The organism is Streptomyces sp. NPDC006463 (assembly GCF_042870715.1).
Taxonomy (GTDB): domain Bacteria; phylum Actinomycetota; class Actinomycetes; order Streptomycetales; family Streptomycetaceae; genus Streptomyces.
This window is the reverse complement of record NZ_JBIAHP010000005.1, coordinates 228,852-255,210: the sequence shown is the minus strand read 5'-3', so window position 1 is coordinate 255,210 and position 26,359 is coordinate 228,852. Positions and strand designations below refer to the sequence as shown.

24 protein-coding genes, 2 tRNA genes and 1 pseudogene are annotated in these 26,359 nt (G+C 69.7%); 8 read left to right on the top strand and 19 right to left on the bottom strand.

The features are described from left to right. Positions 1-30 precede the first annotated feature (30 nt). The 3 genes from ACFYOB_RS12140 (at position 31) to pknB (ending at position 5,144) form a co-directional block, all read left to right on the top strand. Positions 31-1,455, top strand: a complete 1,425-nt coding sequence (locus tag ACFYOB_RS12140) for an FtsW/RodA/SpoVE family cell cycle protein (protein ID WP_388558251.1) — start codon at positions 31-33, stop codon at positions 1,453-1,455. After that, complete coding sequence (locus ACFYOB_RS12135; RefSeq protein ID WP_388558248.1) at positions 1,452-2,915, top strand: peptidoglycan D,D-transpeptidase FtsI family protein; 1,464 nt, start codon at positions 1,452-1,454, stop codon at positions 2,913-2,915. The genes ACFYOB_RS12140 and ACFYOB_RS12135 overlap by 4 nt, the downstream gene beginning before the upstream one ends. A 219-nt stretch (positions 2,916-3,134) precedes the next feature. Then, positions 3,135-5,144, top strand: coding sequence for a Stk1 family PASTA domain-containing Ser/Thr kinase (gene pknB / locus ACFYOB_RS12130; RefSeq protein WP_388558245.1), 2,010 nt, complete (start codon positions 3,135-3,137; stop codon positions 5,142-5,144). 257 nt (positions 5,145-5,401) lie between these two features. Here pknB and ACFYOB_RS12125 read toward each other — a convergent pair whose 3' ends face one another. The 6 genes and pseudogenes from ACFYOB_RS12125 to ACFYOB_RS12100 all read right to left on the bottom strand — a co-directional run bounded on the left by ACFYOB_RS12125 (position 5,402) and on the right by ACFYOB_RS12100 (position 9,392). After that, positions 5,402-6,136, bottom strand: a complete 735-nt coding sequence (locus ACFYOB_RS12125) for a class E sortase (protein WP_388558243.1) — start codon at positions 6,134-6,136, stop codon at positions 5,402-5,404. 22 nt (positions 6,137-6,158) lie between these two features. Further along, positions 6,159-7,013, bottom strand: a pseudogene (locus ACFYOB_RS12120) (class E sortase); the annotation flags it as partial. Further along, positions 6,983-7,621 (bottom strand): aminodeoxychorismate/anthranilate synthase component II, encoded by a 639-nt coding sequence (locus tag ACFYOB_RS12115; protein ID WP_388558240.1) that lies wholly within the window; start codon positions 7,619-7,621, stop codon positions 6,983-6,985. The pseudogene ACFYOB_RS12120 and the gene ACFYOB_RS12115, both read right to left, overlap by 31 nt. Beyond that, complete coding sequence (locus ACFYOB_RS12110; protein WP_030011120.1) at positions 7,618-7,794, bottom strand: hypothetical protein; 177 nt, start codon at positions 7,792-7,794, stop codon at positions 7,618-7,620. The genes ACFYOB_RS12115 and ACFYOB_RS12110 overlap by 4 nt, the downstream gene beginning before the upstream one ends. 79 nt (positions 7,795-7,873) lie before the next feature. Beyond that, complete coding sequence (locus ACFYOB_RS12105; RefSeq protein WP_388558235.1) at positions 7,874-8,647, bottom strand: class E sortase; 774 nt, start codon at positions 8,645-8,647, stop codon at positions 7,874-7,876. Continuing rightward, entirely contained in the window at positions 8,604-9,392 is a 789-nt protein-coding gene (locus ACFYOB_RS12100; RefSeq protein WP_388558232.1) for a DUF881 domain-containing protein, read from the bottom strand. The genes ACFYOB_RS12105 and ACFYOB_RS12100 overlap by 44 nt, the downstream gene beginning before the upstream one ends. A 91-nt stretch (positions 9,393-9,483) precedes the next feature. Between ACFYOB_RS12100 and crgA the strand changes: the two genes are divergently transcribed. Further along, positions 9,484-9,738, top strand: coding sequence for a cell division protein CrgA (gene crgA, locus ACFYOB_RS12095; protein ID WP_328926616.1), 255 nt, complete (start codon positions 9,484-9,486; stop codon positions 9,736-9,738). A 115-nt stretch (positions 9,739-9,853) separates the two neighbouring features. Here the strand turns inward: crgA and ACFYOB_RS12090 are convergent, their stop codons facing one another. Both ACFYOB_RS12090 and ACFYOB_RS12085 read right to left on the bottom strand, forming a co-directional pair. Then, a complete protein-coding gene (locus ACFYOB_RS12090; RefSeq protein WP_388558229.1) occupies positions 9,854-10,729 on the bottom strand; it encodes a rhomboid family intramembrane serine protease in 876 nt (291 codons plus the stop codon). A gap of 106 nt (positions 10,730-10,835) precedes the next feature. Then, complete coding sequence (locus ACFYOB_RS12085; RefSeq protein WP_376677975.1) at positions 10,836-11,363, bottom strand: peptidylprolyl isomerase; 528 nt, start codon at positions 11,361-11,363, stop codon at positions 10,836-10,838. Between the two features lie 147 nt (positions 11,364-11,510). Between ACFYOB_RS12085 and ACFYOB_RS12080 the strand changes: the two genes are divergently transcribed. Next, on the top strand, positions 11,511-12,251 hold the full coding sequence (locus ACFYOB_RS12080; RefSeq protein ID WP_388558226.1) for a DUF5324 family protein: 741 nt from the start codon (positions 11,511-11,513) through the stop codon (positions 12,249-12,251). A 76-nt stretch (positions 12,252-12,327) separates the two neighbouring features. On the opposite strand, the gene ACFYOB_RS12075 is transcribed toward ACFYOB_RS12080, so the two are convergent. Continuing rightward, positions 12,328-12,870, bottom strand: coding sequence for a LysM peptidoglycan-binding domain-containing protein (locus ACFYOB_RS12075; protein ID WP_388558222.1), 543 nt, complete (start codon positions 12,868-12,870; stop codon positions 12,328-12,330). Positions 12,871-13,118: 248 nt separating this feature from the next. Here ACFYOB_RS12075 and ACFYOB_RS12070 point away from each other — a divergent pair, with 248 nt between their 5' ends. Continuing rightward, positions 13,119-13,643, top strand: coding sequence for a GNAT family N-acetyltransferase (locus ACFYOB_RS12070; RefSeq protein WP_388558219.1), 525 nt, complete (start codon positions 13,119-13,121; stop codon positions 13,641-13,643). Positions 13,644-13,747: 104 nt separating this feature from the next. Here ACFYOB_RS12070 and ACFYOB_RS12065 read toward each other — a convergent pair. Continuing rightward, a tRNA-Ala gene (locus ACFYOB_RS12065) sits at positions 13,748-13,820 on the bottom strand. A 161-nt stretch (positions 13,821-13,981) separates the two neighbouring features. On the opposite strand from ACFYOB_RS12065, the gene ACFYOB_RS12060 reads away from it, so the two are divergent. Next, positions 13,982-14,530 carry a DNA-binding protein gene (locus ACFYOB_RS12060; RefSeq protein ID WP_134072835.1) on the top strand — a complete coding sequence of 183 codons (549 nt, stop codon included), beginning with the start codon at positions 13,982-13,984 and terminating at the stop codon, positions 14,528-14,530. A gap of 45 nt (positions 14,531-14,575) precedes the next feature. Continuing rightward, a complete protein-coding gene (locus ACFYOB_RS12055; protein WP_388558216.1) occupies positions 14,576-15,916 on the top strand; it encodes a protein kinase in 1,341 nt (446 codons plus the stop codon). On the opposite strand, the gene ACFYOB_RS12050 is transcribed toward ACFYOB_RS12055, so the two are convergent. The 9 genes from ACFYOB_RS12050 to gnd form a co-directional block, all read right to left on the bottom strand. Beyond that, complete coding sequence (locus tag ACFYOB_RS12050; protein WP_388558213.1) at positions 15,903-17,228, bottom strand: hypothetical protein; 1,326 nt, start codon at positions 17,226-17,228, stop codon at positions 15,903-15,905. The two genes, ACFYOB_RS12055 and ACFYOB_RS12050, sit on opposite strands and share 14 nt — an antisense overlap. A gap of 124 nt (positions 17,229-17,352) precedes the next feature. Next, the gene (locus tag ACFYOB_RS12045) at positions 17,353-17,487 is read right to left on the bottom strand and encodes a DLW-39 family protein (protein WP_208809277.1); all 135 of its coding nucleotides are present in this window, start codon (positions 17,485-17,487) and stop codon (positions 17,353-17,355) included. A gap of 145 nt (positions 17,488-17,632) precedes the next feature. Beyond that, a tRNA-Ile gene (locus tag ACFYOB_RS12040) sits at positions 17,633-17,706 on the bottom strand. A gap of 83 nt (positions 17,707-17,789) precedes the next feature. Further along, positions 17,790-18,338: a DUF3566 domain-containing protein gene (locus ACFYOB_RS12035; RefSeq protein ID WP_388558211.1), complete on the bottom strand. Its 549-nt coding sequence runs from the start codon at positions 18,336-18,338 to the stop codon at positions 17,790-17,792. A gap of 114 nt (positions 18,339-18,452) precedes the next feature. Next, a complete protein-coding gene (gene gyrA / locus ACFYOB_RS12030; protein WP_388558208.1) occupies positions 18,453-21,080 on the bottom strand; it encodes a DNA gyrase subunit A in 2,628 nt (875 codons plus the stop codon). Between the two features lie 41 nt (positions 21,081-21,121). Next, a complete protein-coding gene (gene gyrB / locus ACFYOB_RS12025) occupies positions 21,122-23,143 on the bottom strand; it encodes a DNA topoisomerase (ATP-hydrolyzing) subunit B (RefSeq protein ID WP_388558696.1) in 2,022 nt (673 codons plus the stop codon). A 283-nt stretch (positions 23,144-23,426) separates the two neighbouring features. After that, positions 23,427-23,906 (bottom strand): DUF721 domain-containing protein, encoded by a 480-nt coding sequence (locus tag ACFYOB_RS12020; protein ID WP_388558693.1) that lies wholly within the window; start codon positions 23,904-23,906, stop codon positions 23,427-23,429. A gap of 113 nt (positions 23,907-24,019) precedes the next feature. Then, positions 24,020-25,156, bottom strand: a complete 1,137-nt coding sequence (recF, locus tag ACFYOB_RS12015; protein WP_388558205.1) for a DNA replication/repair protein RecF — start codon at positions 25,154-25,156, stop codon at positions 24,020-24,022. 134 nt (positions 25,157-25,290) lie between these two features. Beyond that, positions 25,291-26,166, bottom strand: coding sequence for a phosphogluconate dehydrogenase (NAD(+)-dependent, decarboxylating) (gene gnd / locus ACFYOB_RS12010; RefSeq protein ID WP_388558202.1), 876 nt, complete (start codon positions 26,164-26,166; stop codon positions 25,291-25,293). Positions 26,167-26,359 lie beyond the last annotated feature (193 nt).

Sequence of the window (26,359 nt, the reverse complement as noted above, 5' to 3'; positions counted from 1 at the left end):
CACTCGCGGGCACAGGGGGCCTGCCACACCATGAGCGTTGTCACCAACACGACCACCATCGGCGCCATCGAGCTGCCGAGCCGGCGGAACACCGAGCTCCTGCTGCTCGCTTTCGCCGTGGTCATCCCGATCTTCGCCTACGCCAACGTAGGCCTGTCGATCCACGGCGAGCTGCCCCCCGGCATGTTCCTCTACGGCCTCGGCCTCGGCGCCCTCGCCGGGATCGCGCACCTCGTCGTGCGCCGGTACGCGAAGTACTCGGACCCGCTGCTGCTGCCCCTGGGCACGCTCCTCAACGGGCTGGGCCTCGTCCTGATCTGGCGCCTCGACCAGTCCGAGCGGCTGCAGAACCTCGCCAAGCGCGCCTACGGCACCTTCACCCCCTCCGCGCCCCGCCAGATGATGTACACGGCGATCGCGATCGCCCTGTTCGCCGCCGTCCTGCTGATCCTCAAGGACCACCGCGTCCTGCAGCGGTTCACCTACATCTCCATGGCCGGCGCCCTGATCCTGCTGATCCTGCCCGTCATCCCGGGCCTTGGCGCCGACGTCTTCGGCGCCAAGATCTGGATCAGCATCGGCGGTTTCTCCATCCAGCCCGGTGAGTTCGCGAAGATCGTCATCGCGATCTTCTTCGCCGGCTACCTCATGGTGAAGCGCGACGCGCTCGCCCTGGCCAGCCGCCGCTTCATGGGCCTCTACCTGCCGCGCGGCCGCGACCTCGGCCCGATCCTGATGATCTGGGCGATGAGCCTGCTCGTCCTCGTCTTCGAGAACGACCTCGGCACCTCGCTGCTCTTCTTCGGCATGTTCGTGATCATGCTGTACGTAGCCACCGAGCGGACCAGCTGGATCGTCATCGGCCTGCTCATGAGCGTGGGCGGCGCCGCCGTAGTCGGCACGACCGCCAGCCACGTCAAGGTCCGCGTCAACGCCTGGCTCGACCCCTTCGCCTGCTACAGCACCTCCGGCGCCTGCGAGCAGGTCGGCCAGTCGATCATGAGCTTCGGTTCCGGCGGCGTCCTCGGCGCCGGCTGGGGCCAGGGCAACTCCGACCTCATCGGCTTCGCGGCCAACTCCGACTTCATCTTCTCCACCGTGGGCGAAGAGCTCGGCCTCGCCGGCGTCATGGCCTTCCTGCTGCTCTACGGCCTGATCATCGAACGCGGTGTCCGCACCGCCCTCGCCGCCCGCGACCCCTTCGGCAAGCTGTTCGCCATCGGCCTGTCCGGCGCGTTCTCCCTGCAGATCTTCGTCGTCGCCGGCGGAGTCATGGGCCTCATCCCCCTCACCGGCATGACCATGCCCTTCCTCGCCTACGGCGGCTCCTCCGTCCTCGCGAACTGGGTGCTCATCGCCATCCTCATCCGGATCAGCGACACCGCACGCCGACCTGCCCCGGCCCCCGCCCCGTCCCCCGACTCCGAGATGACCCAGGTGGTCCGCCCGTCATGAACAAGCCCCTGCGCCGCATCTCGCTGTTCTGCGGGCTGCTCGTCCTCGCGCTGCTGATCCGCACCAACTGGCTGCAGTACGTCCAGGCCGAGGAACTCAGCACCCGCAAGGAAAACCGCCGGGTCCAGATCGCCCAGTACGCCACCGAACGCGGCAACATCATCGTCAACGGCGAACCGATCACCGGCTCGGCGGTCACCGACGGCAGCGACTACAAGTACAAGCGGACCTACACGGACGGCGCCCTCTGGGCCCCCGTCACCGGGTACGCCTCGCAGGCCTTCGGCTCCACCCAGCTCGAATCCCTCGAAGACGGCATCCTCACCGGCAACGACGACCGGCTCTTCTTCGACCGCACCATCGGCATGTTCACCGGGGAGAAGAAGCAGGGCGGCAACGTCGTCACCACCCTGAACCCCGAGGCCCAGAAGGCCGCCTTCCAGGCACTCGGCAAGAACAAGGGCGCGGCCGCCGCCATCGACCCGCGCACCGGCGCCATCCTCGCCCTGGTCTCCACGCCCTCCTACGACCCCTCCCGCTTCGCCGGCAACTCCAAGACCGACGAGAAGGCCTGGGTCGAGCTGAAGGACAGCGAGGACAAGAACCTCGTCAACCGCGCCCTGCGCGAGACCTACCCGCCGGGCTCCACCTTCAAGGTCGTCACCGCGGCCGCCGCGCTCGAAAACGGCGTCGTCAAGGAGATCAACGACCCGACGGACACGCCGGAGCCGTACTTCCTGCCCGGCACCAAGACCGTGATGGAGAACCACGCCAAGGGCTGCGAGAAGGCCAGCCTCAACGAGGCCCTGCGCGTTTCCTGCAACTCCGTCTTCGCGAACATGGGCGACAAGGTCACCCGCGACAAGATGGTGGAGACCGCCGAGAAGTTCGGCTTCAACAACGACAAGGTCGACATCCCGGTCCGCGCCTTCGCCAGCGTCTACGACAAGAAGATGGGCAAGGACGGCAACGCCCTGAGCTCCATCGGTCAGTTCAACACCGCCGCCACCCCGCTCCAGATGGCCATGGTCACCGCCGCGATCGCCAACGACGGCAAGCTGATGAAGCCGTACATGGTCGACCAGCTCACCGCGCCCAACCTCGACGTCATCGAGAAGCACTCCCCGCAGGAGATGAGCCGGCCCCTCTCCGCCGCCAACGCGCAGAAGGTCCAGGAGATGATGGTCAACGTCGTCGAGAACGGGACCGGCACCAAGGCCAAGATCAAGGACGCGAAGGTCGGCGGCAAGACCGGTACCGCCCAGCACGGCGAGGGCAACAAGAAGCGCCCCTACGCCTGGTTCATCTCCTACGCCGAGAACCCGGACGGCACCTCGCCCGTCGCCGTCGCCGTCGTCATCGAGGACAGCTCGGCGGACCGCGAGGACATCAGCGGCGGCGGCCTCGCCGCCCCGGTCGCCAAGGCGGTCATGGAAGCCGTACTGAAGAGCCAGCGATGACCAAGGGATCGTCCCGGAACGATCCAGGGACGACGGACCGCCGGAACATAGTGATCCACATCACTGATCCCGGGCGGATCCGCGCGTACGGTACCGGTCCAGTATCAGCCTGTGGCCACGAACCGATCACAGACGATCGGCCGGTAGCCTTTGCGCGAACAGCACACCGCCGGACCACACACAGGTGCGGTCGGGACTGACGGAGAGGGCTGCAACGTTATGGAAGAGCCGCGTCGCCTCGGCGGCCGGTACGAGCTGAGCCACGTGCTCGGCCGCGGTGGCATGGCCGAGGTCTACCTCGCCCACGACACCCGGCTCGGCCGTACCGTCGCCGTCAAGACCCTGCGCGCCGATCTCGCCCGTGATCCGTCCTTCCAGGCCCGGTTCCGCCGCGAGGCCCAGTCGGCCGCGTCGCTGAACCACCCGGCGATCGTCGCTGTCTACGACACCGGCGAGGACTACGTCGACAACATCTCCATCCCGTACATCGTGATGGAGTACGTCGACGGCTCCACGCTGCGCGAACTGCTGCACTCGGGCCGCAAGCTGCTGCCGGAGCGCACCCTGGAGATGTGCATCGGCATCCTCCAGGCCCTGGAGTACTCCCACCGCGCAGGCATCGTGCACCGCGACATCAAGCCCGCCAACGTGATGCTGACCCGTACCGGCCAGGTCAAGGTCATGGACTTCGGCATCGCCCGCGCCATGGGCGACTCCGGCATGACCATGACACAGACGGCGGCCGTCATCGGCACCGCCCAGTACCTCTCACCGGAGCAGGCCAAGGGCGAGCAGGTCGACGCGCGCTCCGACCTCTACTCCGCGGGCTGCCTGCTCTACGAGCTCCTCAGCGTGCGGCCCCCGTTCGTCGGCGACTCCCCCGTGGCCGTCGCCTACCAGCACGTCCGCGAAGAACCGCAGCCGCCGTCGAACTTCGACCCCGAGATCACGCCGGAAATGGACGCCATCGTCCTGAAGGCGCTGGTCAAGGACCCCGACTACCGCTACCAGTCCGCCGACGAGATGCGCGCCGACATCGAGGCCTGCCTCGACGGCCAGCCCGTCGCCGCCGCCGCCTCCATGGGCGCGTCCGGCTACGGCTACCCCGACCAGGGCGGCTACGGACACCAGGGCTACGACCAGCCCACCGCCGCCCTGCGCGCCGCCGACTCCGGCCAGACCTCGATGATGCCGCCCATGCCCCCGGGCGAAGGCGGCTACGGGTACGGCGACCAGGGCCACGGCGGCTACGACCAGGGGCCGCACCGCCGCCAGAAGAAGAGCAGGGCCTCCACAATCCTGCTCGTGGTGGCCGGCGTGCTCGTCCTGGTCGGCGCGATCCTCATCGGCCGCTCCCTCTTCAACACCGCCGACAACCGGCCCAGCGTGCCCAAGCTCGTCGGATCGACCTTGGAGCAGGCGCAGAAGAGCGGCGAGAACGTCGGCCTCAAGGTCGTCAAGGGCGCCGACGAACCCTGCGACCAGCCCAAGGGCAGCGTCTGCAAGCAGGACCCGGCAGCCGAGACCAAGGTCGCGAAGGACTCCACCGTCACGGTGACGGTCTCCTCGGGCGCGCCCAAGGCGCCGGTCCCCAACGTCCTCAACCTCACGTACGAGCAGGCCGAGGCGGCCCTGAAGGAGAAGGGCTTCCAGGTCGACCGCAAGCTCCAGGAGTCCGAGCGCACCGCCGGTACGGTCATCGACCAGACCCCCAAGGCCGGCGGTGAGGCGGAGAAGAACAGCGTCATCACGCTGACCGTCGCCAAGGAGCAGGCCAAGGCGGTCGTCCCGGACCTCAAGGGCAAGACCAAGGACGACGCGGAGAAGGCGCTCAAGGCCGTCAAGCTCAAGCTGGGCTCCGTCACCGAGATCGACTTCCCCGGAGCCGCCCCGCGGACCGTCGTCGATCAGGGCAACCAGCCCGGTGAGCAGCTCGACGTGGGCAAGACGGTCAACATCACGATCTCCAAGGCCGCCGCGCCGCAGCAGACCCAGGTGCCGAACCTGGCCGGCCGGACCGTGGCCCAGGCGAAGCAGGAACTGGCGTCCAGGGGCCTGACGTTCGGAAGGGTCATCAACGGCCCGACGGACGACAACGCGGTCGTGTTCCAGTCCGACCCGATCGCCGGCTTCCCGGTCAACACCGGCTCGGTGGTCAACGTCTACACGACGCAGGGCGGCCAGCAGGACGGGGGCATCTTCGGAGGCCTGACCGGCGGCCGCCGCTAGAAGCAGGCACAAAAAAGGTCCGGCCCTTCTCCTCGGAGAAGGGCCGGACCTTTTTATGGGTGCTGGTTCACGCGTGCTGGTTCACGCGTGCTGGTTCACGCGTGCTGGAACGGACGCACGGCCAAGCCTTGGCCACCGCCGCCCGGGGAGGCGTCGCAGCCGTCCACAGGGGCCTTCTGGGGGCTTGGAGCACGGAAATCCGGCTCCAGGTGCCCTGCGCCCTTCCCAAGCTGCAGCCTGCGGCTTGGGAAGAACACCTAGCGCAGCTCCGCCGGCAGCGTCCGCTTGCCGTCCACCTTCTCCGTGCGGACCAGCTCGCCCCACACCACGTACCGGTACTTCGACGTGTACACCGGCGTGCACGTGGTCAGCGTGATGTAGCGGCCCGGGGCGGTCCTGCCCGACTCCTTGGGGACCGGGTTGATCACGTCCACGTTGTACTTCGACGTCTGCCGGAGCTCCGCGAAGACCTTGTACACGTACCAGGTGTCCTTGGTCTCGAAGACGATCGCGTCGCCGTTCTTCACCTTGTCGATGTTGTGGAACTTCGCGCCGTGCCCGTCCCGGTGCGCGGCGAGGGAGAAGTTCCCCTTCTCGTCCCACGGCAGCGCCGACTTCACCGGCTCCGTGTAGTAGCCCGCGACCCCGTCGTTGAGGATGTCCGGGTCCGTGCCCGGCTTGACCAGCACCTCGCCGTTCTTCATCGCAGGCACGTGCAGGAAGCCGACGCCGTCCTTCGTGTCCAGCGCCCCGGGCTCCGCGGGCTTCGCCGCCTCCGGGCCCGGCGTCAGCCACTGCTGGCGGATCTCGTCGCCCCGCGCCGACGCCTGCCGGTCCGCGAGCACGTTCGTCCACCACAGCGAGTAGGCCACGAACAGGCCCAGGACCAGGCCCACCGTGATCAGGACCTCGCCCAGCAGGCTGAGGAACCCGGCGAGCACACTGCGGCGGCCGGCGGGCGGGGCCGCGGCGCGGCGGCGGGCACGAGACACTGCTGATTCGTCCTTAGGGCGGCTACGGGCTGCTCAGCGCGGGCGGAAGGCCCTGGCTGCGGGGGCGTTCATCGGTCATCCTGCCCCATACGATCATCCGGTAGGTGCTGGTGAACTCCGGGGTGCAGGTCGTCAGCGTGATGTACCGGCCCGCCGAGGTGAATCCCGATCCCTCCGGCACGGGCTTCAGCACCGACACGTTCGTCGGCGGTGTCTGCGCCAGCGCCGAGGTCATCTCGTACGTGTAGTACGCGTCCCGCGTCTCGACCACGACGGGATCACCCGGCACGAGCCGGTTGATGAAGCGGAACGGCTCCCCGTGGGTGTTGCGGTGGCCCGCCACCGCGAAGTTGCCCTGCGGGTCCCCCGGCATCGCCGTCTTCAGCGCACCCTCCCCGTAGTGCCCGACCATCCCCCGGTCCAGCACCTTCGGCTTGCTGATCCCCTCCGCCACCGGCACCTTCAGGTCCAGCTTCGGGATGTACAGGATCGCGAAGCCCTGGCCCGGTTCGAAGGCCGACACCGCCGCAGCCGCGGGCCCGCCCGCGCCCGGGTCCCGCTGCCACGTCTGCTGGAGCGAGCCCGCGGCCCCGTCCGCCGCCCGCTCCGCCACGATGTTCGTGTACCAGAGCTGGTAGGCGACGAACAGCAGCATCACCAGGCCCAGTGTGATGAACAGTTCCCCGCCCAGCCGGCTCGCGATGACCACCGGGCCACCTGAGGCCGGGCGCCTGCGCCGCCTCCCGCCCCGCCTGCGGGTGTTCCTCGCGGCCCGCTTCGCGGCCTCCTGAGCTGCCCTGCGTCGCGCGGCCCGGCCCCCTGTGGGCGCGGACTGCGCGAGCGCGGTCACGCGACGGCCTTGCCCACCACCGGGGCCAGCCCCACCGAGCGCTCCACGGCACCCGCGTCACCGCACCGCACCAGCCAGTTCGCGAGCATCCGGTGGCCCCACTCCGTCAGCACCGACTCGGGGTGGAACTGCACACCCTCCACGTCGTGCTCCCGGTGACGCAGGCCCATGATGATCCCGTCCTCGGTGCGCGCCGTGACCTCCAGCTCGTCGGGGAGGGTCAGGGGTTCGGCGGCGAGGGAGTGGTAGCGGGTCGCGGTGAACGGCGACGGCAGGCCGGTGAAGACGCCGAGGCCCTCGTGCACCACGGGCGAGGTCTTGCCGTGCAGCAGCTCCGGAGCCCGGTCCACGACCCCTCCGTACGCCACCGCCATCGACTGCATGCCCAGGCAGACGCCGAAGACCGGAACGCCCGTCTGCGCGCAGTGGCGGACCATGTCGACGCAGACCCCCGCCTCTTCCGGCGTCCCGGGCCCGGGGGAGAGCAGCACGCCGTCGAAGCCGTCCTGCGCGTGCGAGAGCTCGACCTCGTCGTTGCGCAGCACCTCGCATTCGGCGCCGAGCTGGTAGAGGTACTGGACCAGGTTGAAGACAAAGCTGTCGTAGTTGTCTACAACCAGAATGCGCGCGCTCACGGAGTGGCTCCCGATCCCTCGTCCACCGTCACATCGTTGAACGGAAGGAGCGGCTCGGCCCACGGGAAGACGTACTGGAACAGCACGAACACCACCGCGAGGACAAGTACGAGTGAGATCAGCGCGCGCACCCACGCGTTGCCCGGCAGATGCCGCCAGATCCAGCCGTACATTCCGTCCGCATCCCTTTCGCTCCACGCACCGCAGGGGCGGTACGCGAACAGACTAAAGGCACAGGCCCGGCCGGGTCAGTCACCTCGGCAAACCCTCGGGCCCGCCCTGCCCCACGACGCGCGTGCGGGTCAGCTCCGCCCACACGACCAGCCGGTGACTGTGGCCCCACTCGGGGTCGCAGGTCGTCAGCGTCAGGTACCGGCCGGGCGTCGTGAACGGCGATTTCCGGGGCACCGGGTCGACCACCCCGACGTCCGTCGGCAGGGTGCGCAGCGGCCCGCCGCGCACCGTGTACGTGTACCAGGTCGTCGCGTCCTTGAGGATCACGGCGTCGCCGGGGCGCAGTTCGGGGAAGTCCTTGAAGGGGTCTCCGTAGGTGCGCCGGTGGCCCGCCACCGAGAAGTTCCCGGTGGCGCCGAGCGGGGCGGTGGCGGCGTAGTGGCCGAGGCCCTTCTTCAGCAGCTCGGTGCCCGTGCCCTCCAGGACGGGCTTGTTCCAGTCCGGGCCGAAGCGGGGGATGTACATCTCGGCGAAGGCCCGGCCGGCGGGATAGCCCTCCGGTGCCGCGGGCCGGGACGGTTCCGGCGGCGGCGCGGCGTCGGGGGCCGGTATCGGGGACGCAGCCGGGGCCGGGGCTGCCGCCGGGGCCGCGGCCCAGCCGTCGCGCAGCCGGGCCATCTCGCCGTCCATGGCCCTGTCGGCCTTGACCCCGGTCCACAGCAGGACGTAGGCGACGAACAGCACGATCAGCGTGCCCGCAGTCAGGCACACCTCGCTGAACGTCCGTACCACCAGGCGGAGTACGGCGTCAGGGCGAACTCGTCTCGGCGGAAGGGGCCAGCGGCTTCGCATAGTGGAGGTCCACTGTGCCGGAGTAGCCGGGAAGTGTCAGCGCCTTGTGCTCGTCCACTTTCCAGCCGAGCCCGTACGCGTTCACGTACAGCTGGTAGTTCTGCAGGGCCGGGGAGGCGGCGAGAGCCTTGCGCAACGCGCCCGGGTCGCCGACCGCCGAGACCTTGTACGGAGGCGAGTACACCCGGCCCTGGAGGATCAGGGTGTTGCCCACGCAGCGGACCGCGCTGGTGGAGATCAGCCGCTGGTCCATGACCTGGATGCCCTGGGCCCCGCCCTGCCAGAGGGCGTTCACCACGGCCTGGAGGTCCTGCTGGTGGATCACCAGGTCGTTGGGCTGCGGCTCGGGCACGTTGGGGATCCGGGCGGTGGCGTTCGGCGGGGCGTCGTTGAGGGTGACCGTCAGACCCTTGCCGGACAGCTCCTCGGTGCCCGACGCGGTGCGCAGAGCGGCCAGCTTGGCGTCCTCGGCCTTGGTGCTGCCGTCGTCGCGCTCGGCGAGGGCGTCCACCCGTCGGCGTACCGGTCCGAGGCTCTCTTCCAGCTCCCCGTTGCTCTGACTGCGTTCCTCGATGAGGTCCGACAGCTTGAGGAGCGAGGCGTCCGTCCGGATGTTCGTACCCTTGGAGGTGTTGAAACTGGTGACGAAGAGCAGCCCGGCCAGGGCGAAGACGGCGGCCGTCAGCAGCCGGACCACTCTGGTCCGGCGACGGGGACCCGCGGAGGAGTCGTCTGAATTGCTCAACGTACCCTTCTCCTTCAACGCCACAGGTCCACTACGCTAACGGACGCCCGGGGCAGGCAAGGTCCCCAGCGCATCGACAGGAGAGCCCCTCGTGCCGAAGTCACGTATCCGCAAGAAGGACGACTACACGCCTCCGCCCACGCGGACGCCGCAGTCCATCAGGCTGACGAACCGCAGCTGGGTCGCTCCGGTCATGCTGGCGCTCTTCCTGATCGGTCTCGCGTGGATCGTCGTCTTCTACGTGACCGAGACCCAGCTGCCGATCGAATCGCTGGGCAATTGGAACATTGTAGTCGGATTCGGATTTATCGCTGCGGGATTCGGCGTATCCACGCAGTGGAAGTAGCACCTGGCGCCCGCTGAGGGAAGCTCTCCCCATGAGTTATCCACAGCGTCATCCACACCTGAGGAAAAGACAGAAGATCTGTGGATAACTCTGTGGAGAGTTGACGCCGGTGTGATCAGGTGAGTTCGGCCGTCCGGATCAGAATCACCGCTGCCGCCAGCAGGAACACGGCCGCGCACGTCCCCCATTGGATGAGTGCGCGGTACCTGCCGGCGGCGGGCCGGAGCATGCCCAGGCCCACCAGCGCGCCGGTGACCAGCCCGCCCACGTGCGCCTGCCAGGACACGGTGAGGCTGCCGCCGATCGGTACGAAGGTCAGCACCAGCATCAGCACGACCATGACGATGACCGGCCGCATCTCGTAGCGCAGCCGGCGGGCGAGGACGACGGTGGCGCCGAGCAGCCCGAAGACCGCGCCCGAGGCGCCGAGGGTCGGGGTGTTCGGTTCGGTCAGCAGATAGACCAAGGCGCTGGCCCCGAGGCCCGAGAGCAGGTAGACGGCGAGATAGCGGGAGCGGCCCAGCGCCGCTTCCAGCGGTCCGCCGATCACCCACAGGGCGATCATGTTGCCGATGATGTGCCACCACTCGACGTGCAGGAACACCGACGTCAGCAGGCGGTAGTACTGGCCGGTGGAAACGCCTTCGACGGGGGCGCCGAAGAATTCCACATAGCGGCCGAGGAGCTCCAGCTGGACCACGACCGCCGGGGCCACCAGACCCGCGAGGAACACGGCGGCGTTGATGCAGATGAGGGTCTTGGTGACCAGGTGGGGATCCGCGGCCACCACTCCGCCCGCGATGTTGCGCGGCGCGTTCGCGGTCGGCCGGTGGCCGGTGCCGGAGCCCTCACGGACGCACTCGGGGCACTGGAAGCCGACCGAGGCGCTGATCATGCACTCGGGGCAGATGGGGCGCTCGCAGCGGGTGCAGCGGATCCCCGTATCGCGGTCCGGGTGGCGGTAGCAGCCCGGCAGACGGTCGGTGTCCATCGGTTCCCTCGATCGGCGGCGAGGCTCAGGGACGCCCCGCCGGTACGGCTCCCCACTTCGTATGCATGCAGGACGGACGGGCGGGGCCCAAAGGTTCCCTCGGGGGTCAGCGCTTCTCGATGACGACCGACTGGATGATCACGTCGTCCACCGGACGCTCGGTGCGCGGATTGGTGGCGCTGGAGGCGATGGCGTCCACGATCTTCTGGCTGGCCGGGTCGGTGACCTCGCCGAAGATGGTGTGCTTGCGGGTCAGCCACGCGGTGGGCGCGACGGTGATGAAGAACTGCGAGCCGTTGGTGCCCGGGCCCGCGTTGGCCATGGCGAGCAGGTAGGGCTTGGTGAAGGCCAGGTCGGGGTGGAACTCGTCGGCGAACTGGTAGCCGGGGCCACCGGTGCCGTTGCCCAGCGGGTCGCCGCCCTGGATCATGAATCCGCTGATGACACGGTGGAAGACGGTGCCGTCGTAGAGCGGGTCCGTGGTCTTCTGGCCGTCGGTGGGACGGGTCCATTCACGCGCGCCCGTGGCGAGCTCCACGAAGTTCCGGACCGTCTTCGGAGCGAAGTTCTCCAGCAGCTCGATCACGATGTCGCCGTGGTTGGTCTTCAGGGTGGCGTAGAGCTTCTCGGCCACGGATCTGCCTTCCATAGTCATCACTGTCGGTCCAGATGGTCCCACGCAGCGCAGCGCGGCACAGAAATCGTCCACCCGTATGCCCTGTCACGCATGCCGGTCGGCGCTATGGCAGGCATGATCCGACAAAGGGTGGAAAGGTGAACTGTGTCCGCCACCGAGGAGGAGGATCCCGTGACCGGCAAGGACAGCATGCGCCTGGCAGCCGAGAGCGCCAGGGAGAGTGTGCGGCACGCGGCGGAAGTGGTGGCGCCGTACGCGGAGTCCGCCAAGGATGCCGCGGTGCACTACGCGCAAGAGGCGAACGAGCGGCTGGCGCCGATGGTGTCGCAGGCGGCCAACGAGGCCGCACGGCAGGCGCGTACGACATACGACTGCCACGTGCATCCCCGGATCGTGCAGGCGCGCGCCCACGTGCCGCCGAATGTCGACCGGGCGGCTAAGAAGGCCGTGGAGCAGACGCGTCTGGTGGCGCGTCAGGCGGCCGATTACACCCAGCCCCGGATCGAGAGCGCGATGGCCGTGGCCTCGCCGGTGGCCGAGGAGGCCGCCGCGCGGTCGGCGGCCGCGTCGGCGGCGGCCCTGGCCGCGCTCCGCGGCCAGGTGTCGGCCAAGGAGGTGCACCAGATGGTGGCGCGCCACGAGCGGCGGGCGCGCAGGGGCCGGGTGCTGCGCGGTGTCGCGCTTGCAGCCGTGCTTGCGGGCGTCGCTTTCGCGGCGTGGAAGTGGTGGGACCAGCAGTCGAACCCGGACTGGCTCGTCGAGCCGCCGGCGGCCACGGAGGTGCCGGCGGGCGACGCCGGGCAGCCTGCGAGCTTCGACGACGAGCTGGCGGAGAAGGAGCGCGAGGCGGGTTCGGGACCGGGCTCGGAGGACGAGCCGCGCTGACCCGAGCCGAAGAACCCGAGCCGAAGAAGGGGCCCGGATCCATCAGGATCCGGGCCCCTTCGGCTGCCGTCCTGCGTCAGCCGGGCAGGGTCAGGACCATGCCGGGCCGGACGAGGTCGGGGTTGGAGCCGATGACGCCCTTGTTCATGGCGTAGAGCTCGCGCCAGCGGGCCTCGTTGCCGAGCTCGCGGCGGGCGATGTCCGAGAGCGAGTCGCCGGACCTGACGGTGTACGTGCGCTTCTTGGCCGTGGGCGCCGGCTTGGGGGCCGCGGGTACGGCCTTGTGCGCGGCCGACGCGGGGGTCGGGGTGTGCGGAGCGCCGGGCGCGGTGCGGGCCGAAGCCGATGTGGGCGGCATGGGGACGGGGTTGGGGGGGACGGGAACGGCCTTGTGCGCGGCCGAGGCCGGGGTCGGGGCCGCGGGGGCGTGCTTCGGCTTCGGCGGCGCGGCGGCCGCCATGCGCTCGGCGGCGGCGCGGGTGGCCGAGGCGGCGTCGGCCGCCTGGCTGCCGGGACGGGCCGTCGCGGCGGAAGCCTGCTGCTGGACCTGCTCCTTCGCCTTCTCGGCGGCCTCGTGTTCCTTCTTCTTGTCGGACTTCAGGAAGTCGAAGAGTCCCATGTGTGTACGCCTCCGGCGTGGTGATGCCCCCTGGGCTCGGTGCCTTCCCCCACTGTCGGACACCGGCCGCCGTCCGGCCCCGCGACAAGGCCGTCCGGGGGACCCGGCCGCCTCCCGTACGCCGGTCCTCGGCCGCGACCACCTCGGCCGCCACGCTTGCCCACCGGTGCCTCGACTGTTTCACGTGAAACATCGGCCGAACGGCGAGGCCCCGGGCCCGCTCCGGACCGGCTGATAGCGTCCGGAACATGCCCGAGCTGATACGGCCCACTCCCCGCCTGCACTCCTCCTGGCTCCGCGCCCGCGAGGAATGGGGCCCCGACGCCCACATGGACGGGGCCGGCCTCGGCTCCGACGACGACGTCGACAGCCCCGAGGGATTCGCGGCCTGGGTGGAGCGGCTGCACGGGTACGCGGACCGCACGGTGCCGGTCGAGCAGGGCCGGGTCCACGCCACGTACTGGTGGATCGCCGAGGGCGACACCTATCTGGGCGCCATAGACCTGCGCCACCACCTGAACGCGTTCCTCCTCGACGCGGGCGGCCACATCGGCTACAGCGTGCGCCCCTCGGCCAGGCGGCGCGGGCTGGCCGGCTGGGCGCTGGAATCGGTGCTCCACGAGGCACGGGTGATGGGGATGGACCGGGTCCTGCTGACCTGCGACCCGGACAACACCGCCTCGGTACGCACGATCGAGCGGGGCGGCGGTGTCCTGGAAGATCTCCGCGAGACCCTGATCGGCCCCAAATACCGCTACTGGATCGACGTCTAGACACCCGCAACCTGTCCGGCCGACGCGGCCGCCGCCACAGCCCTCCGGACGCGAAAAAGACCCTCCTTGACCGCGTTTCCGCAGGTCAAGGAGGGTCTTGTTTGTGGAGCCTAGGAGATTCGAACTCCTGACATCTGCCTTGCAAAGGCAGCGCTCTACCAACTGAGCTAAGGCCCCAGGGGTCGGCACACGCCTCTCCCTGTGCAGGGAGCGGGTGTTCCGCAGAACAGAGTACCGGGTGTACCCCCTCATCTCGCAAAATGATAGGGACTCCCGCCGTGCGACCACTCTCCGTAAGATGCTCGCGAGGTTCGCACCAGCGAAGGGGAGTAGTAAGAGTGGACGCAGTACAGCAAGAGGCCACGGCCAGAGCCAGAGAGCTTCAGCGCAGTTGGTACGGGGAGCCGCTCGGAGCTCTCTTCCGCCGGCTCATAGATGACCTCGGCTTGAACCAGGCCCGCCTCGCTGCCGTCCTCGGACTGTCGGCGCCCATGCTGTCCCAGCTGATGAGCGGCCAGCGCGCCAAGATCGGCAACCCTGCCGTGGTGCAGCGCGTCCAGGCGCTCCAGGATCTCGCCGGCCAGGTGGCCGACGGGAGCGTCAGTGCCGCGGAGGCCACCGACCGGATGGACGAGATCAAGAAGACCCAGGGGGGTTCCGTCCTCAGCAACAGCGGTCAGACCACCACCAGTTCGGGCGCGCCCACCGTCAAGCGCGTCGTCCGTGAGATCCAGTCGCTGCTGCGCTCGGTCTCCGCGGCCGGCGACATCATCGACGCGGCGGACAGCCTCGCCCCCAGCCACCCGGAACTGGCAGAGTTCCTCCGGGTGTACGGCGCGGGCCGCACCGCCGACGCGGTCGCCCACTACGAGGCCCACCAGAACTGACGGGCAGGGCGGGCGGACTACGGGTAACGGGGGACGGGCACAGCGATGGGTGAGGTTTTCGCCGGTCGGTACGAACTGATCGATCCGATCGGACGCGGGGGCGCGGGCGCCGTGTGGCGCGCCTGGGACCACCGTCGCCGCCGGTACGTCGCCGCGAAGGTCCTCCTGCAGAGCGACGCCCACACGCTCCTGAGGTTCGTGCGGGAGCAGGCCCTGCGCATCGATCACCCGCACGTACTGGCCCCCGCCAGCTGGGCGGCCGACGACGACAAGGTCCTCTTCACCATGGACCTGGTCAGCGGCGGCTCCCTGGGCCACGTCATCGGGGACTACGGTCCCCTCCCGCCGCGGTTCGTGTGCACCCTGCTCGACCAGCTCCTGTCGGGGCTGGCGGCGGTGCACGCGGAAGGCGTCGTGCACCGCGACATCAAACCGGCCAACATCCTGATGGAGGCCACCGGAACCGGGCGGCCGCACCTGCGGCTGTCCGACTTCGGCATCTCCATGCGCAAGGGCGAACCCCGGCTGACCGAGACGAACTACGTCGTCGGCACCCCGGGTTACTTCGCCCCCGAGCAACTGCTGGGTGCCGAGCCCGACTTCCCCGCCGACCTCTTCGCCGTCGGGCTGGTCGCCCTGTACCTGCTCCAGGGGCGCAAGCCCGACTCGCAGGCCCTGGTCGAGCACTTCCTCGCCCATGGCACCCCGGGCGCCCCGGAAGGCGTCCCAGCGCCGCTGTGGGACGTCATCGCCGGTCTCCTGCAGCCGGACCCCCACAGCCGGTTCAAGACGGCCACGGGGGCGCGCAAGGCCCTTGCCGAGGCCGTGGAGCTGCTCGCGCCGGCCGCGCCGGGCGAGGATCCGGTGGAGGTGTTCGACCAACTCGGCCCGCTCCCCTCCGGTTTCGGCCCTCAGGGGCCGCAGACAACGGCCGCGCCGGCCCCGGACGGACCCACGGCCGCCGCGGTACCGCCGCCGACCGGACCTCAGACCCCGACCGGACCTCAGACCCCGACGGGGACACCGGCCTCGGTCCCGACGCCGTCCCCGAACCCGTACGCGGGCTCGGTCCCGACGCCGTCCCCGAACCCGTATGCGACCCCGGGCCCGTACGCGTCCCCGTACGCGGCGTCGGCCACCGTGGCGGAGGCTCCCCGCACCGATCCGCGCGGCAACGGCGGCCAGACCGTCCCCGTGTCCGCCGGATACGCGGGTTCCTCGGAGACCGGGAGTTTCCACCTCCCGCCGCCCGTGGCGCACACCCCGGCCGCGCCGCCCGCCCGGGCCGGCGGGATCGCCCCGCCGCCGGGGAAGGTGACCGCCGGCATCGTCGCCGCGGCGCTGCTCTGCTTCGCCGTCGGCGTCTGGGCCCTCACCCAGCTGTAGTACGCGCGCCCCTGCGGGCGAGCAGGACCCAGCCGCCCAGCACGAGCAGCAGCAGCGTCCCGGCGCCGAACGCGGCACCCGCCACCACCCGCATCACGGAGCGGTTCCCCGCGGCGTCTGCGGCTTCCGGGGCGGTGAGCCCGGCCTTCGCCGCGGCCCGGTCCTCGGCCCCGACCCCGAACCCGCCCGCGGCCAGGCCCTCCTTGTACGCGGGCGCCTTGGCCGGGGTGCCGGTCACGTCCATCCGCAGGGTCAGCGGCACGGGCGCCGCGTCCTCGGTGAAGTCGGCGACCTTCGCGCCCATGGTCACGGCGACGTAGTACCAGCCCGCGACGCGCACGGACTGAACGGCCCGGTCGCCGGCGAAGCGGTTCTCGTAGGCGACGGGAGGCGTCTTCTCCAGGGTGATCCCGGCCTGCTTGCCGTCGTACGAGGTGTCCTTGTCGGAGATCAGGCTCCGGTAAGGGGTGTAGAGGGAGACGACGAGCCCGCCCGAGGCGGAGCCGTACTGCTTGGTCATCTTGGCGGCGGCGAGCTCGGCGCTGAGGCCCAGCTGCTGCCCCCAGTCCAGCGGGACCCGGTAGTAGCGGGTCTGTCCGGGCCGCATCTCGTCGCGCCACACACCGGCGCCCAGCGCGCGGGCGTCGTTGAAGCCGGTGCCCCCGGTGCGGGCCACCGCCTCGCTGCCGGGCAGGGCCGGGGCCCCCGAGGGCCAGCCGCTGGGCGCGGTGGTGGGGCCGCCGGTGCCGCGGCCGGGTTCCCGCTGGACCCGGAGTTCGAGCGGCCAGGGGCTCTGGTCGGAGCCCTTGGCCGACGTACGGGTGACCTTGGCGTAGTAGACGCCGGCCGGCGCGCAGTCCTCGTCCTCCGCCCCCCGCCGGACACCGGCGGCACTGACGGGGGCGGGGTCGTAGTTGAAGCTCGCGCGGCCGGTGCTGCCCGGGCAGGAGCGCCCGGCGGTGGTCATGATCTCCACCTCGATGCCGTCGCTTGAGGAGACCTTGGCGCCCGGGGCGGGCCGGAGCACGGCGGAGACGTACACATCGGACTCGTCCTTCTCCAGGACGAGCCGGTAGAAGCGCTCACCGGGGGCGAGCGTGTCCTTGTAGAAGTTCCCGGCCTCCAGGAGCGGGGCGTCCGCGCTGGAGGGCTTGCCCTCGACCGCCTTCGCACCGTCCGCCGCGCGGTACGTCGGGACCGGCTGCGGGGCCGTCCCGTCCGCGTGGGCGGCGTCCGCCGCGCCCGCCGCCATGGTCAGGGCCGCCGCCCCCACCACGGCTCCCGCCCGCACCGCCGTCCGTACCCGACTCATCACGCGCCCACCCCGACTTTGCTAGCGCAAGCCAAATCTTTGCATAATGTAACTTTTTGTCACAGAACAGCACAAAGCCCCGGCCGCAGCGGCAGCCGGGGCTTCATGAGATCAGCTTTCGGTCTCACACACCGGAACCAGAGGGCACGGAGTCAGTTGCCTCCGTCCACAGGTCCTGCTCGGCGCGGTCCGCCTGGATCTGGCGGTACACGAGGAGCCCGCCGATGGCGGCCAGTGCGACCAGGAGCAGCTTCTTCACCGCGCGACCTCGTCTTTCGTTGACGTAGGGGACTTCTGGCGCCCAACAATACACACCGACCGATACCGATCGGTGACCTACCGACCCACCAACTGGCCCAACGACGAAGACCCCCAGGCCATGGGCCTGGGGGTCTTCGACACTGTGGGGCTAACAGGATTTGAACCTGTGGCCTCATCCTTATCAGGGATGCGCTCTAACCAACTGAGCTATAGCCCCATCCGCGCTGCGCGCTGACTCCTGAAGGTTAGCGCACAGACCCGGGAGGTCCAAAATCGGTTCCCCGCGAACGTCTGCGCAGGTCACTCGTCCTCGGCGAGCGTCAGCTCCACACCACCGACGAAGCCCGCCGACAGGTTGTAGATGAACGCGCCGAGCGTCGCCAGAGCCGTTGCCAGCACCACGTCGATGACCGCGATCACCGATGTGAAGATCAGAACGCGCGGCAGGGACAGGAACGACTGGAGATCGAAGCCGTTGCTCTCGTTCGAGCCGGTCGCCTCGCTGATCGTGCCGCCGACGGTCGAGAAGACGCCCATGGCGTCCATGACCATCCACAGCACAGCCGCAGCCACGATGGTGCAGATGCCCAGCGCGATCGACAGCAGGAAGCTGACCTTCATCACCGACCACGGGTCGGCCTTGGCCACCCGCAGCCGCGCCTTGCGCGTCCTGGGCGTCATCCTGACCCCCGTACGCGGCTTGCGCTGTGCGCCGGCCGCCCCGCCGCCGCGCGGCGCACCCGGGCCCGAGGGCGCCGAGTAGGCCTGCGGCGGGTGGTAGGGCTGTGCGGGCCGCTCCTGACCGGCTTCCGCGCCGGCCTGCGGCTGCGGTCCTCGGGTGTCCGTCACAGTGCTCCCTCTGCCTTCGGTGGCGGTGCCCCCACCCTGGGAGTCCGCGGCGGGGCCACGGGCACCATTTTTTCCAGTCTCGGCCGGTCCGGCGCCCGTGGCTCCACTCACGACTTACTCCTCGTGCTCCCCAGCCGAAGGCTGCGTGCCCTCGGCGGCCTCGGCGGCCTGTCCATCGGCTGCCGCGGTCTCGATCTCGTCGGCCTCGACCTCGTCAGCTTCCTGACCGGCCTCGGCGTTACGGGCGATGCCCACCACGGCATCGCGCTTGCCCAGGTTGATCAGCTGGACGCCCATGGTGTCACGGCCGGTCTCCCTGACTTCGTTGACGCGCGTACGAATCACACCACCGCTGAGCGTGATGGCGAGAATCTCGTCCGTCTCGTCGACCACGAGCGCCCCGACGAGCGACCCACGGTCCTCCACGATCTTCGCGGCCTTGATGCCCAGACCGCCACGACCCTGGACGCGGTACTCGTCGACCGGCGTCCGCTTGGCGTAGCCGCCGTCGGTCGCGGTGAAGACGAACGTACCCGGCCGGACAACGCTCATGGATAGCAGTTCGTCACCCTCGCGGAAACTCATGCCCTTCACGCCCGAGGTGGCGCGGCCCATCGGGCGCAGCGCGTCGTCGGTCGCCGTGAAGCGGATCGACTGCGCCTTCTTGCTGATCAGCAGCAGGTCGTCCTCGGCGGACACCAGCTCCGCGCCGATCAGCTCGTCGGCAGTGCCGTCGCCGCCGTCGGCGCCCGTCTCCCGGAGGTTGATCGCGATGACGCCGCCCGAACGGGGCGAGTCGTAGTCCTTCAGCGCCGTCTTCTTCACCAGGCCGCCCTTGGTGGCCAGGATCAGGTACGGCGCCGCCTCGTAGTCGCGGATGGCGAGGATCTGCGCGATCTTCTCGTCCGGCTGGAAGGCCAGCAGGTTCGCCACGTGCTGCCCGCGCGCGTCACGGCCGGCGTCCGGGAGCTCGTACGCCTTGGACCGGTAGACCCGGCCCTTGTTCGTGAAGAACAGCAGCCAGTGGTGCGTGGTGGAGACGAAGAAGTGGTCGACCAGGTCGTCCTGCTTCAGCTTCGTACCGCGCACGCCCTTGCCGCCGCGCTTCTGCGAGCGGTAGTCCTCGGTCTTGGTGCGCTTGACGTAGCCGCCGTGCGTGATCGTGACGACGATGTCCTCTTCGGCGATCAGGTCCTCCATGGACATGTCGCCGTCGAAGGGCACCAGCTTGGACCGCCGGTCGTCGCCGAACTTCTCGACGATCGCCGCCAGTTCCTCGCTGACGATCGAGCGCTGCTTCTCCGGCGAGGCCAGGATCGCGTTGTACTCGTTGATCTTCGCCTGGAGCTCGTCGTGCTCGGCGACGATCTTCTGCCGCTCCAGTGCCGCCAGGCGCCGCAGCTGCATCTCCAGGATCGCGTTCGCCTGGATCTCGTCGATCTCCAGCAGGCCCATCAGGCCCTCGCGCGCGATCTCGACCGTGTTGCTGCGCCGGATCAGCGCGATGACCTCGTCGATCGCGTCCAGCGCCTTGAGCAGGCCGCGCAGGATGTGCGCCCGCTCCTCCGCCTTGCGCAGGCGGAACTTGGTACGCCGGACGATGACCTCGATCTGGTGCGTCACCCAGTGGCGGATGAAGGCGTCGATCGACAGCGTGCGCGGCACGCCGTCCACCAGCGCCAGCATGTTCGCGCCGAAGTTCGTCTGGAGGTCGGTGTGCTTGTACAGGTTGTTCAGCACGACCTTCGCGACCGCGTCGCGCTTCAGCACGATCACCAGGCGCTGACCCGTCCGCGACGAGGTCTCGTCACGCACGTCGGCGATGCCGCCGATCTTGCCGTCCTTCACCAGGTCGGCGATCTTCTGCGCCAGGTTGTCCGGGTTGGTCTGGTACGGAAGCTCCGTCACCACCAGGCACTGGCGGTTCTGGATCTCCTCGACCTCCACCACCGCGCGCATCGTGATGGAGCCGCGACCGGTCCGGTACGCCTCTTCGATGCCCTTGCGGCCCACGACCAGGGCGCCCGACGGGAAGTCCGGGCCCTTGATCCGCTCGAGGAGCGCGTCCAGGAGCTCCTCGTGCGAGGCCTCCGGGTGTTCCAGCGCCCACTGCGCGCCGGCCGCGACCTCGCGCAGGTTGTGCGGCGGGATGTTGGTGGCCATACCGACCGCGATACCGGCGGAGCCGTTCACCAGCAGGTTCGGGAAGCGCGCCGGCAGGACCGTCGGCTCCTGGTTGCGGCCGTCGTAGTTGTCCGTGAAGTCGACGGTCTCCTCGTCGATGTCCCGGAGCATCTCCATGGCCTGCGGCATCAGCTTGCACTCGGTGTAGCGCATCGCGGCCGCCGGGTCGTTGCCCGGGGAACCGAAGTTGCCGTTGCTGTCCACCAGCGGCATGCGCATCGACCACGGCTGGGCCAGGCGGACCAGGGCGTCGTAGATCGAGGAGTCGCCGTGCGGGTGGTAGGTGCCCATGACGTCGCCGACGACGCGGGCGCACTTGTAGAAGCCCTTCTCGGGCCGGTAGCCGCCGTCGTACATCGCGTACAGCACGCGGCGGTGCACCGGCTTGAGGCCGTCGCGCACGTCCGGCAGGGCGCGCGAGACGATGACGGACATCGCGTAGTCGAGGTAGGAGCGCTGCATCTCCGTCTCGAGCCCGACGGGCTCGATGCGCAGCACGGGCTGCTCCTCCGCGAGATTCTCGGCGTTCTCGGCGGGTTGGGTGGTTTCGTCGGCCATTGCTGGTCAGAAGTCCTTTCAGGCGGTCAGCGGAGGCCGACTCAGATGTCGAGGAAACGAACGTCCTTGGCGTTGCGCTGGATGAAGGAGCGCCGAGCTTCGACGTCCTCACCCATCAGCACCGAGAACAGGTCGTCGGCCTGGGCCGCGTCGTCCAGGGTGACCTGGCCGAGCACGCGGTGGTCCACGTCCATGGTGGTGACGCGCAGTTCCTCGGCGTTCATCTCGCCCAGACCCTTGAAGCGCTGGATCGAGTCTTCCTTGATCCGCTTGCCGTTCTGCTTGCCCAGTTCGACGAGGGCGTCGCGCTCACGGTCCGAGTAGGCGTACTCGAAGTCGTCCCGGCCCCACTTGATCTTGTAGAGCGGCGGGCGCGACAGGTACACGTGACCGGCCTCGACCAGCGGCCGCATGAAGCGGAACAGGAAGGTCAGCAGCAGGGTGTTGATGTGCTGGCCGTCGACGTCGGCGTCCGCCATCAGGATGATCTTGTGATAGCGGAGCTTCTCGATGTCGAAGTCCTCGTGCACACCCGTGCCGAACGCGCTGATCAGCGCCTGGACCTCGGTGTTCTGGAGGATCTTGTCGATCCGGGCCTTCTCGACGTTCAGGATCTTGCCGCGGATCGGCAGGATGGCCTGGTACATCGGGTTGCGGCCGGACTTCGCGGAGCCGCCGGCGGAGTCACCCTCGACGATGAAGATCTCGCACTTGGTCGGGTCGTTCGACTGGCAGTCGGACAGCTTGCCCGGCAGCGAGGCGCTCTCCAGCAGACCCTTGCGACGCGTCAGATCGCGGGCCTTGCGGGCCGCGACGCGCGCCGTGGCCGCCTGGATCGACTTGCGGATGATGTCCGCGGCCTCGTTCGGGTTCCGGTCGAACCAGTCGTTGAGGTGCTCGTGGACGACCTTCTGCACGAAGGTCTTCGCCTCCGTGTTGCCCAGCTTGGTCTTGGTCTGGCCCTCGAACTGCGGCTCGCCCAGCTTCACCGAGATGATCGCCGTCAGACCCTCGCGGATGTCCTCGCCCGCGAGGTTGTCGTCCTTCTCGCGCAGCAGCTTCTTGTCGCGCGCGTAACGGTTCACCAGACCCGTCAGCGCCGCGCGGAAGCCCTCCTCGTGGGTACCACCCTCGTGCGTGTGGATCGTGTTCGCGAAGGAGTACACACCCTCCGTGTACTGCGAGTTCCACTGCATCGCGATCTCGACCGAGAGCATGCGCTCCTTGTCCTCGGCCTCGACGTCGATGACGGTCGGGTGGATGAGCTCGCCCTTGCGCGAGTTCAGGTACGTCACGAAGTCGACGATGCCGCCCTCGTAGTGGTACTTCACCGTGCGCGCCGCGGGCTCGGCCGCCTCCGCGTCCGGGTCGTCGGCGCCGACCGTGGCCTTCGCCGACTCGCGCTCGTCGGTCAGCGTCAGGGTCAGGCCCTTGTTGAGGAAGGCCATCTCCTGGAAGCGCCGCGACAGCGTCTCGAAGGAGTAGTCGGTCGTCTCGAAGATGTCGCCGTCGGCCCAGAACGTCACCGACGTGCCGTGCTCGTCGGTCTCCTCGTTCTTGGCCAGCGGGGCCGTCGGGACGCCCAGCTTGTAGTCCTGGGTCCAGCGGTAGCCGTCCGTCTTGACCTCGACCGCGACCTTGGTCGACAGGGCGTTCACGACGGACACACCGACGCCGTGCAGACCGCCGGAGACGGCGTAGCCGCCGCCGCCGAACTTGCCGCCCGCGTGCAGGACCGTCAGGACGACCTCGACGGCCGGCTTCCCCTCGGACGGAACGATGCCGACCGGGATACCGCGGCCGTTGTCGACCACCCTGACGCCGCCGTCGGCCAGGATCGTCACGTCGATCGTGTCCGCGTGACCGGCCATCGCCTCGTCGACGGAGTTGTCGACGACTTCTTGGACCAGGTGGTGCAGGCCGCGCTCACCGGTCGAGCCGATGTACATGCCTGGCCGCTTGCGGACCGCGTCCAGGCCCTCGAGGACCTGGATCGCACTGGCGTCGTAATTCTTCTCGTTGGAGTCGCCGGAATCGGCCACGAAGCGCCCTCTCTGGCACAGCGCAGCCCGTACTCCGGACCAGCGAGTGCGCCGGAGGAGCGGCCGCGTCGATCTGCGTTGTCTGCGTGATCCCGCGAATGGGCGGGATCGGCTCCAGTCTACCGGTACCACCGACATGAATGGGGGTTTGCCGGTACCTGAGTCCGCATGTGCCGCCCTGAACCTCCACCTTCCGACTCCCCATATCCGGGAAGGGGCTCAAAGAGGCTCACACGGGCATCCAGCGCTTCGGCCTGTCAACCTCCCACTACCGTGAGGGACACCACCCGCGCCGAGGCCGCCCTCACCCGTAGGTGTCCCCCGGGCCCGAGCTTCCCGGCGCCCGCCACGGCCCGTACCGCTTCGGCCGCCCGCCCGGCCCCTGCACCTTGATCAGCCGTACGGTGCCCTGCCCGAGGTCCGCGTTCAGCCGCGCCACCAGCTGCGGAGCCAGCAGCTTCAGCTGCGCCGCCCACGCCGAGGAATCGCACCGCACCACGAGCTCACGGTCCTCGTACCGCTCCGGTTCACAGTGCGCCGCGATCTCCGGGCCGACGATCTCCGGCCAGCGCTCCATCACACCCGCCACCGCCATCGGCATCTCCCAGCCGCGCTCCGTGCGCAACCGGTCCAGCGCCGCCATCAAGGGCATCGGGTCCCGGCCGTCCGCACGGGCCCCCGAGCGCAGCCCCGGACCCTGCTGGCGCTTCTTCCCGCCCGCGGCGTTGCCCCGGGCACGCGCCTGCTCCCGCGCCGCGGCGAGCGCCTGCCGCGCCAGATCCACACCGGAGGGCTCCGGCGTCCTACGGGGCTCCTTGCCGTGACCGCCCTGACCGCCCCCCGTTTCGCCGCTCCGGCCGCGGCCGTGGCCGCCGCCCGTGTCGCCGCCCTGATCGCTCACAGCCGGGTCACCTCACCGCCGGACACCCCGAACCGCGCCCCCACCAGCACACCCGGAACGTCATCGTCCACCGCCGCCGTCACCAGCACCTGCTCACCCGGCGCCACCAGCTCCGCCAGCCGCTCCCGGCGCCGCGCGTCCAGCTCCGCGAACACGTCGTCCAGGATCAGCACCGGCTCGGCACCCTCCGAGCGCAGCAGCTCGTACGAGGCCAGCCGCAGGGCCAGCGCGTACGACCACGACTCCCCGTGGCTCGCGTACCCCTTCGCCGGCAGCTCCCCCAGCCGCAGCAGCAGATCGTCGCGGTGCGGACCGACCAGCGTCACACCCCGCTCGATCTCCTGCTTGCGCACCTCCGACAGCGCCGCCAGCAGCACCTCGTAGATCGCCTCACGGCCGCGCGCCGCCCCGCTGTCCACGGGCTCGCCCGCGGAGGACTTGTACGACAGCCCCAGCGGGCCACCGCCGGGCGCGAGCTGCTCGTACGCCTTGTCCGCCAGCGGCAGCAGCGTCGCTATCAGATCCAGCCGCTGCGCCAGCAGCTCCGCGCCCGCGCGCGCGAGGTGCTGGTCCCACACGTCGAGGGTGGAGAGGTCCATCGAGCGCCCGCCGTGCCGGCGCGCCATCGCCGCCGACTTCAGCAAGGTGTTGCGCTGCTTGAGCACCCGCTCGTAGTCGGAGCGGACCGCCGCCATCCGCGGGGAACGCGCCGTGACCAGCTCGTCCAGGAACCGGCGCCGCTCCCCCGGGTCACCCTTCACCAGGGCCAGGTCCTCCGGCGCGAACAGCACGGTCCGTACGATCCCCAGCACGTCCCGCGGCCTGACCTGCGAGGACCGGTTGATCCGAGCGCGGTTCGCCCGCCCCGGGTTCAGCTCCAGCTCGACCAGCTGCTGGCGCTCGCCCTGGGTGACGGCCGCCCGGATGATCGCCCGGTCCGCGCCCATCCGTACGAGCGGGGCGTCCGAGGAGACCCGGTGGCTGCCCAGCGTCGACAGGTAGCCGATGGCCTCGACGAGGTTGGTCTTCCCCTGCCCGTTGGGGCCCACGAAAGCCGTGACGCCCGGGTCGAGGGGAACCTCGGCCCGGGCGTACGAGCGGAAGTCGGCCAGCGAGAGATGCGAAACATGCATACGGCGCCGACCTCCCCCGGCTTCCCTACTGCTACTGCTCTGCGTGGTGCTGTGCAGCCACTGCGAGCTGCACGGTTTTCTTCTCTACTGCGTCGTCTCCACTGCGCCGTCTCTTCCCGACTGCGCCTTCTCGGCTACGCCTTCTCGACCGCGTGGCCGCCGAACTGGTTGCGCAACGCGGCGATCATCTTCATCTGCGGGGAGTCGTCCTGGCGCGACGCGAACCGCGCGAACAGCGAGGCGGTGATCGCGGGCAGCGGAACGGCGTTGTCGATCGCCGCCTCCACCGTCCAGCGGCCCTCGCCCGAGTCCTGCGCGAAGCCGCGCAGCTGCTCGAGGTGCTCGTCCTCGTCAAGGGCGTTCACGGCCAGGTCCAGCAGCCAGGAACGGATGACCGTGCCTTCCTGCCAGGAGCGGAAGACCTCGCGGACGTCGGTCACCGAGTCCACCTTCTCCAGGAGCTCCCAGCCCTCGGCGTAGGCCTGCATCATGGCGTACTCGATACCGTTGTGGACCATCTTCGCGAAGTGGCCCGCACCGACCTTGCCGGCGTGCACGGCGCCGAACTCGCCCTCGGGCTTCAGCGCGTCGAAGATCGGCTGGACCCGTGCCACGTGGTCCTTCTCGCCGCCGTACATCAGCGCGTAGCCGTTCTCCAGGCCCCACACACCGCCGGAGACTCCGCAGTCGACGAAGCCGATGCCCTTGGCCGCCAGCTCCGCGGCGTGCTTCTCGTCGTCGGTCCAGCGGGAGTTGCCGCCGTCGACGACGATGTCGCCGATCGAGAGCAGCTCGGCGAGCTCGTCGACGGTGGACTGGGTGGCCGCGCCGGCCGGGACCATCACCCACACCACGCGGGGGGCCTGCAGGCTGTTCACAAGTTCCCGCAGGCTGTGGACATCCGCGAGGTCCGGGTTGCGGTCGTATCCGATGACGGTGTGGCCTGCGCGGCGGATGCGCTCGCGCATGTTGCCGCCCATCTTGCCGAGACCGACGAGACCAAGCTCCATCAGGTGGTTCCTTAAGCGTTGTGGCCGTCTTTGCCGGGGCCTCCTGCTTGCCCGGAGGACATCCCAGGCCCCGAGCCTACGCCGGGCCGGGCCGCCCGGCTGCCCGGCTCCACGGGGTGCGCGGTGCCCCTACCCCGCTGCTTCGAACGTGGTCAGGCCCGGTCTCGCGGTGCGCGAGACCGGGCCTGACCTG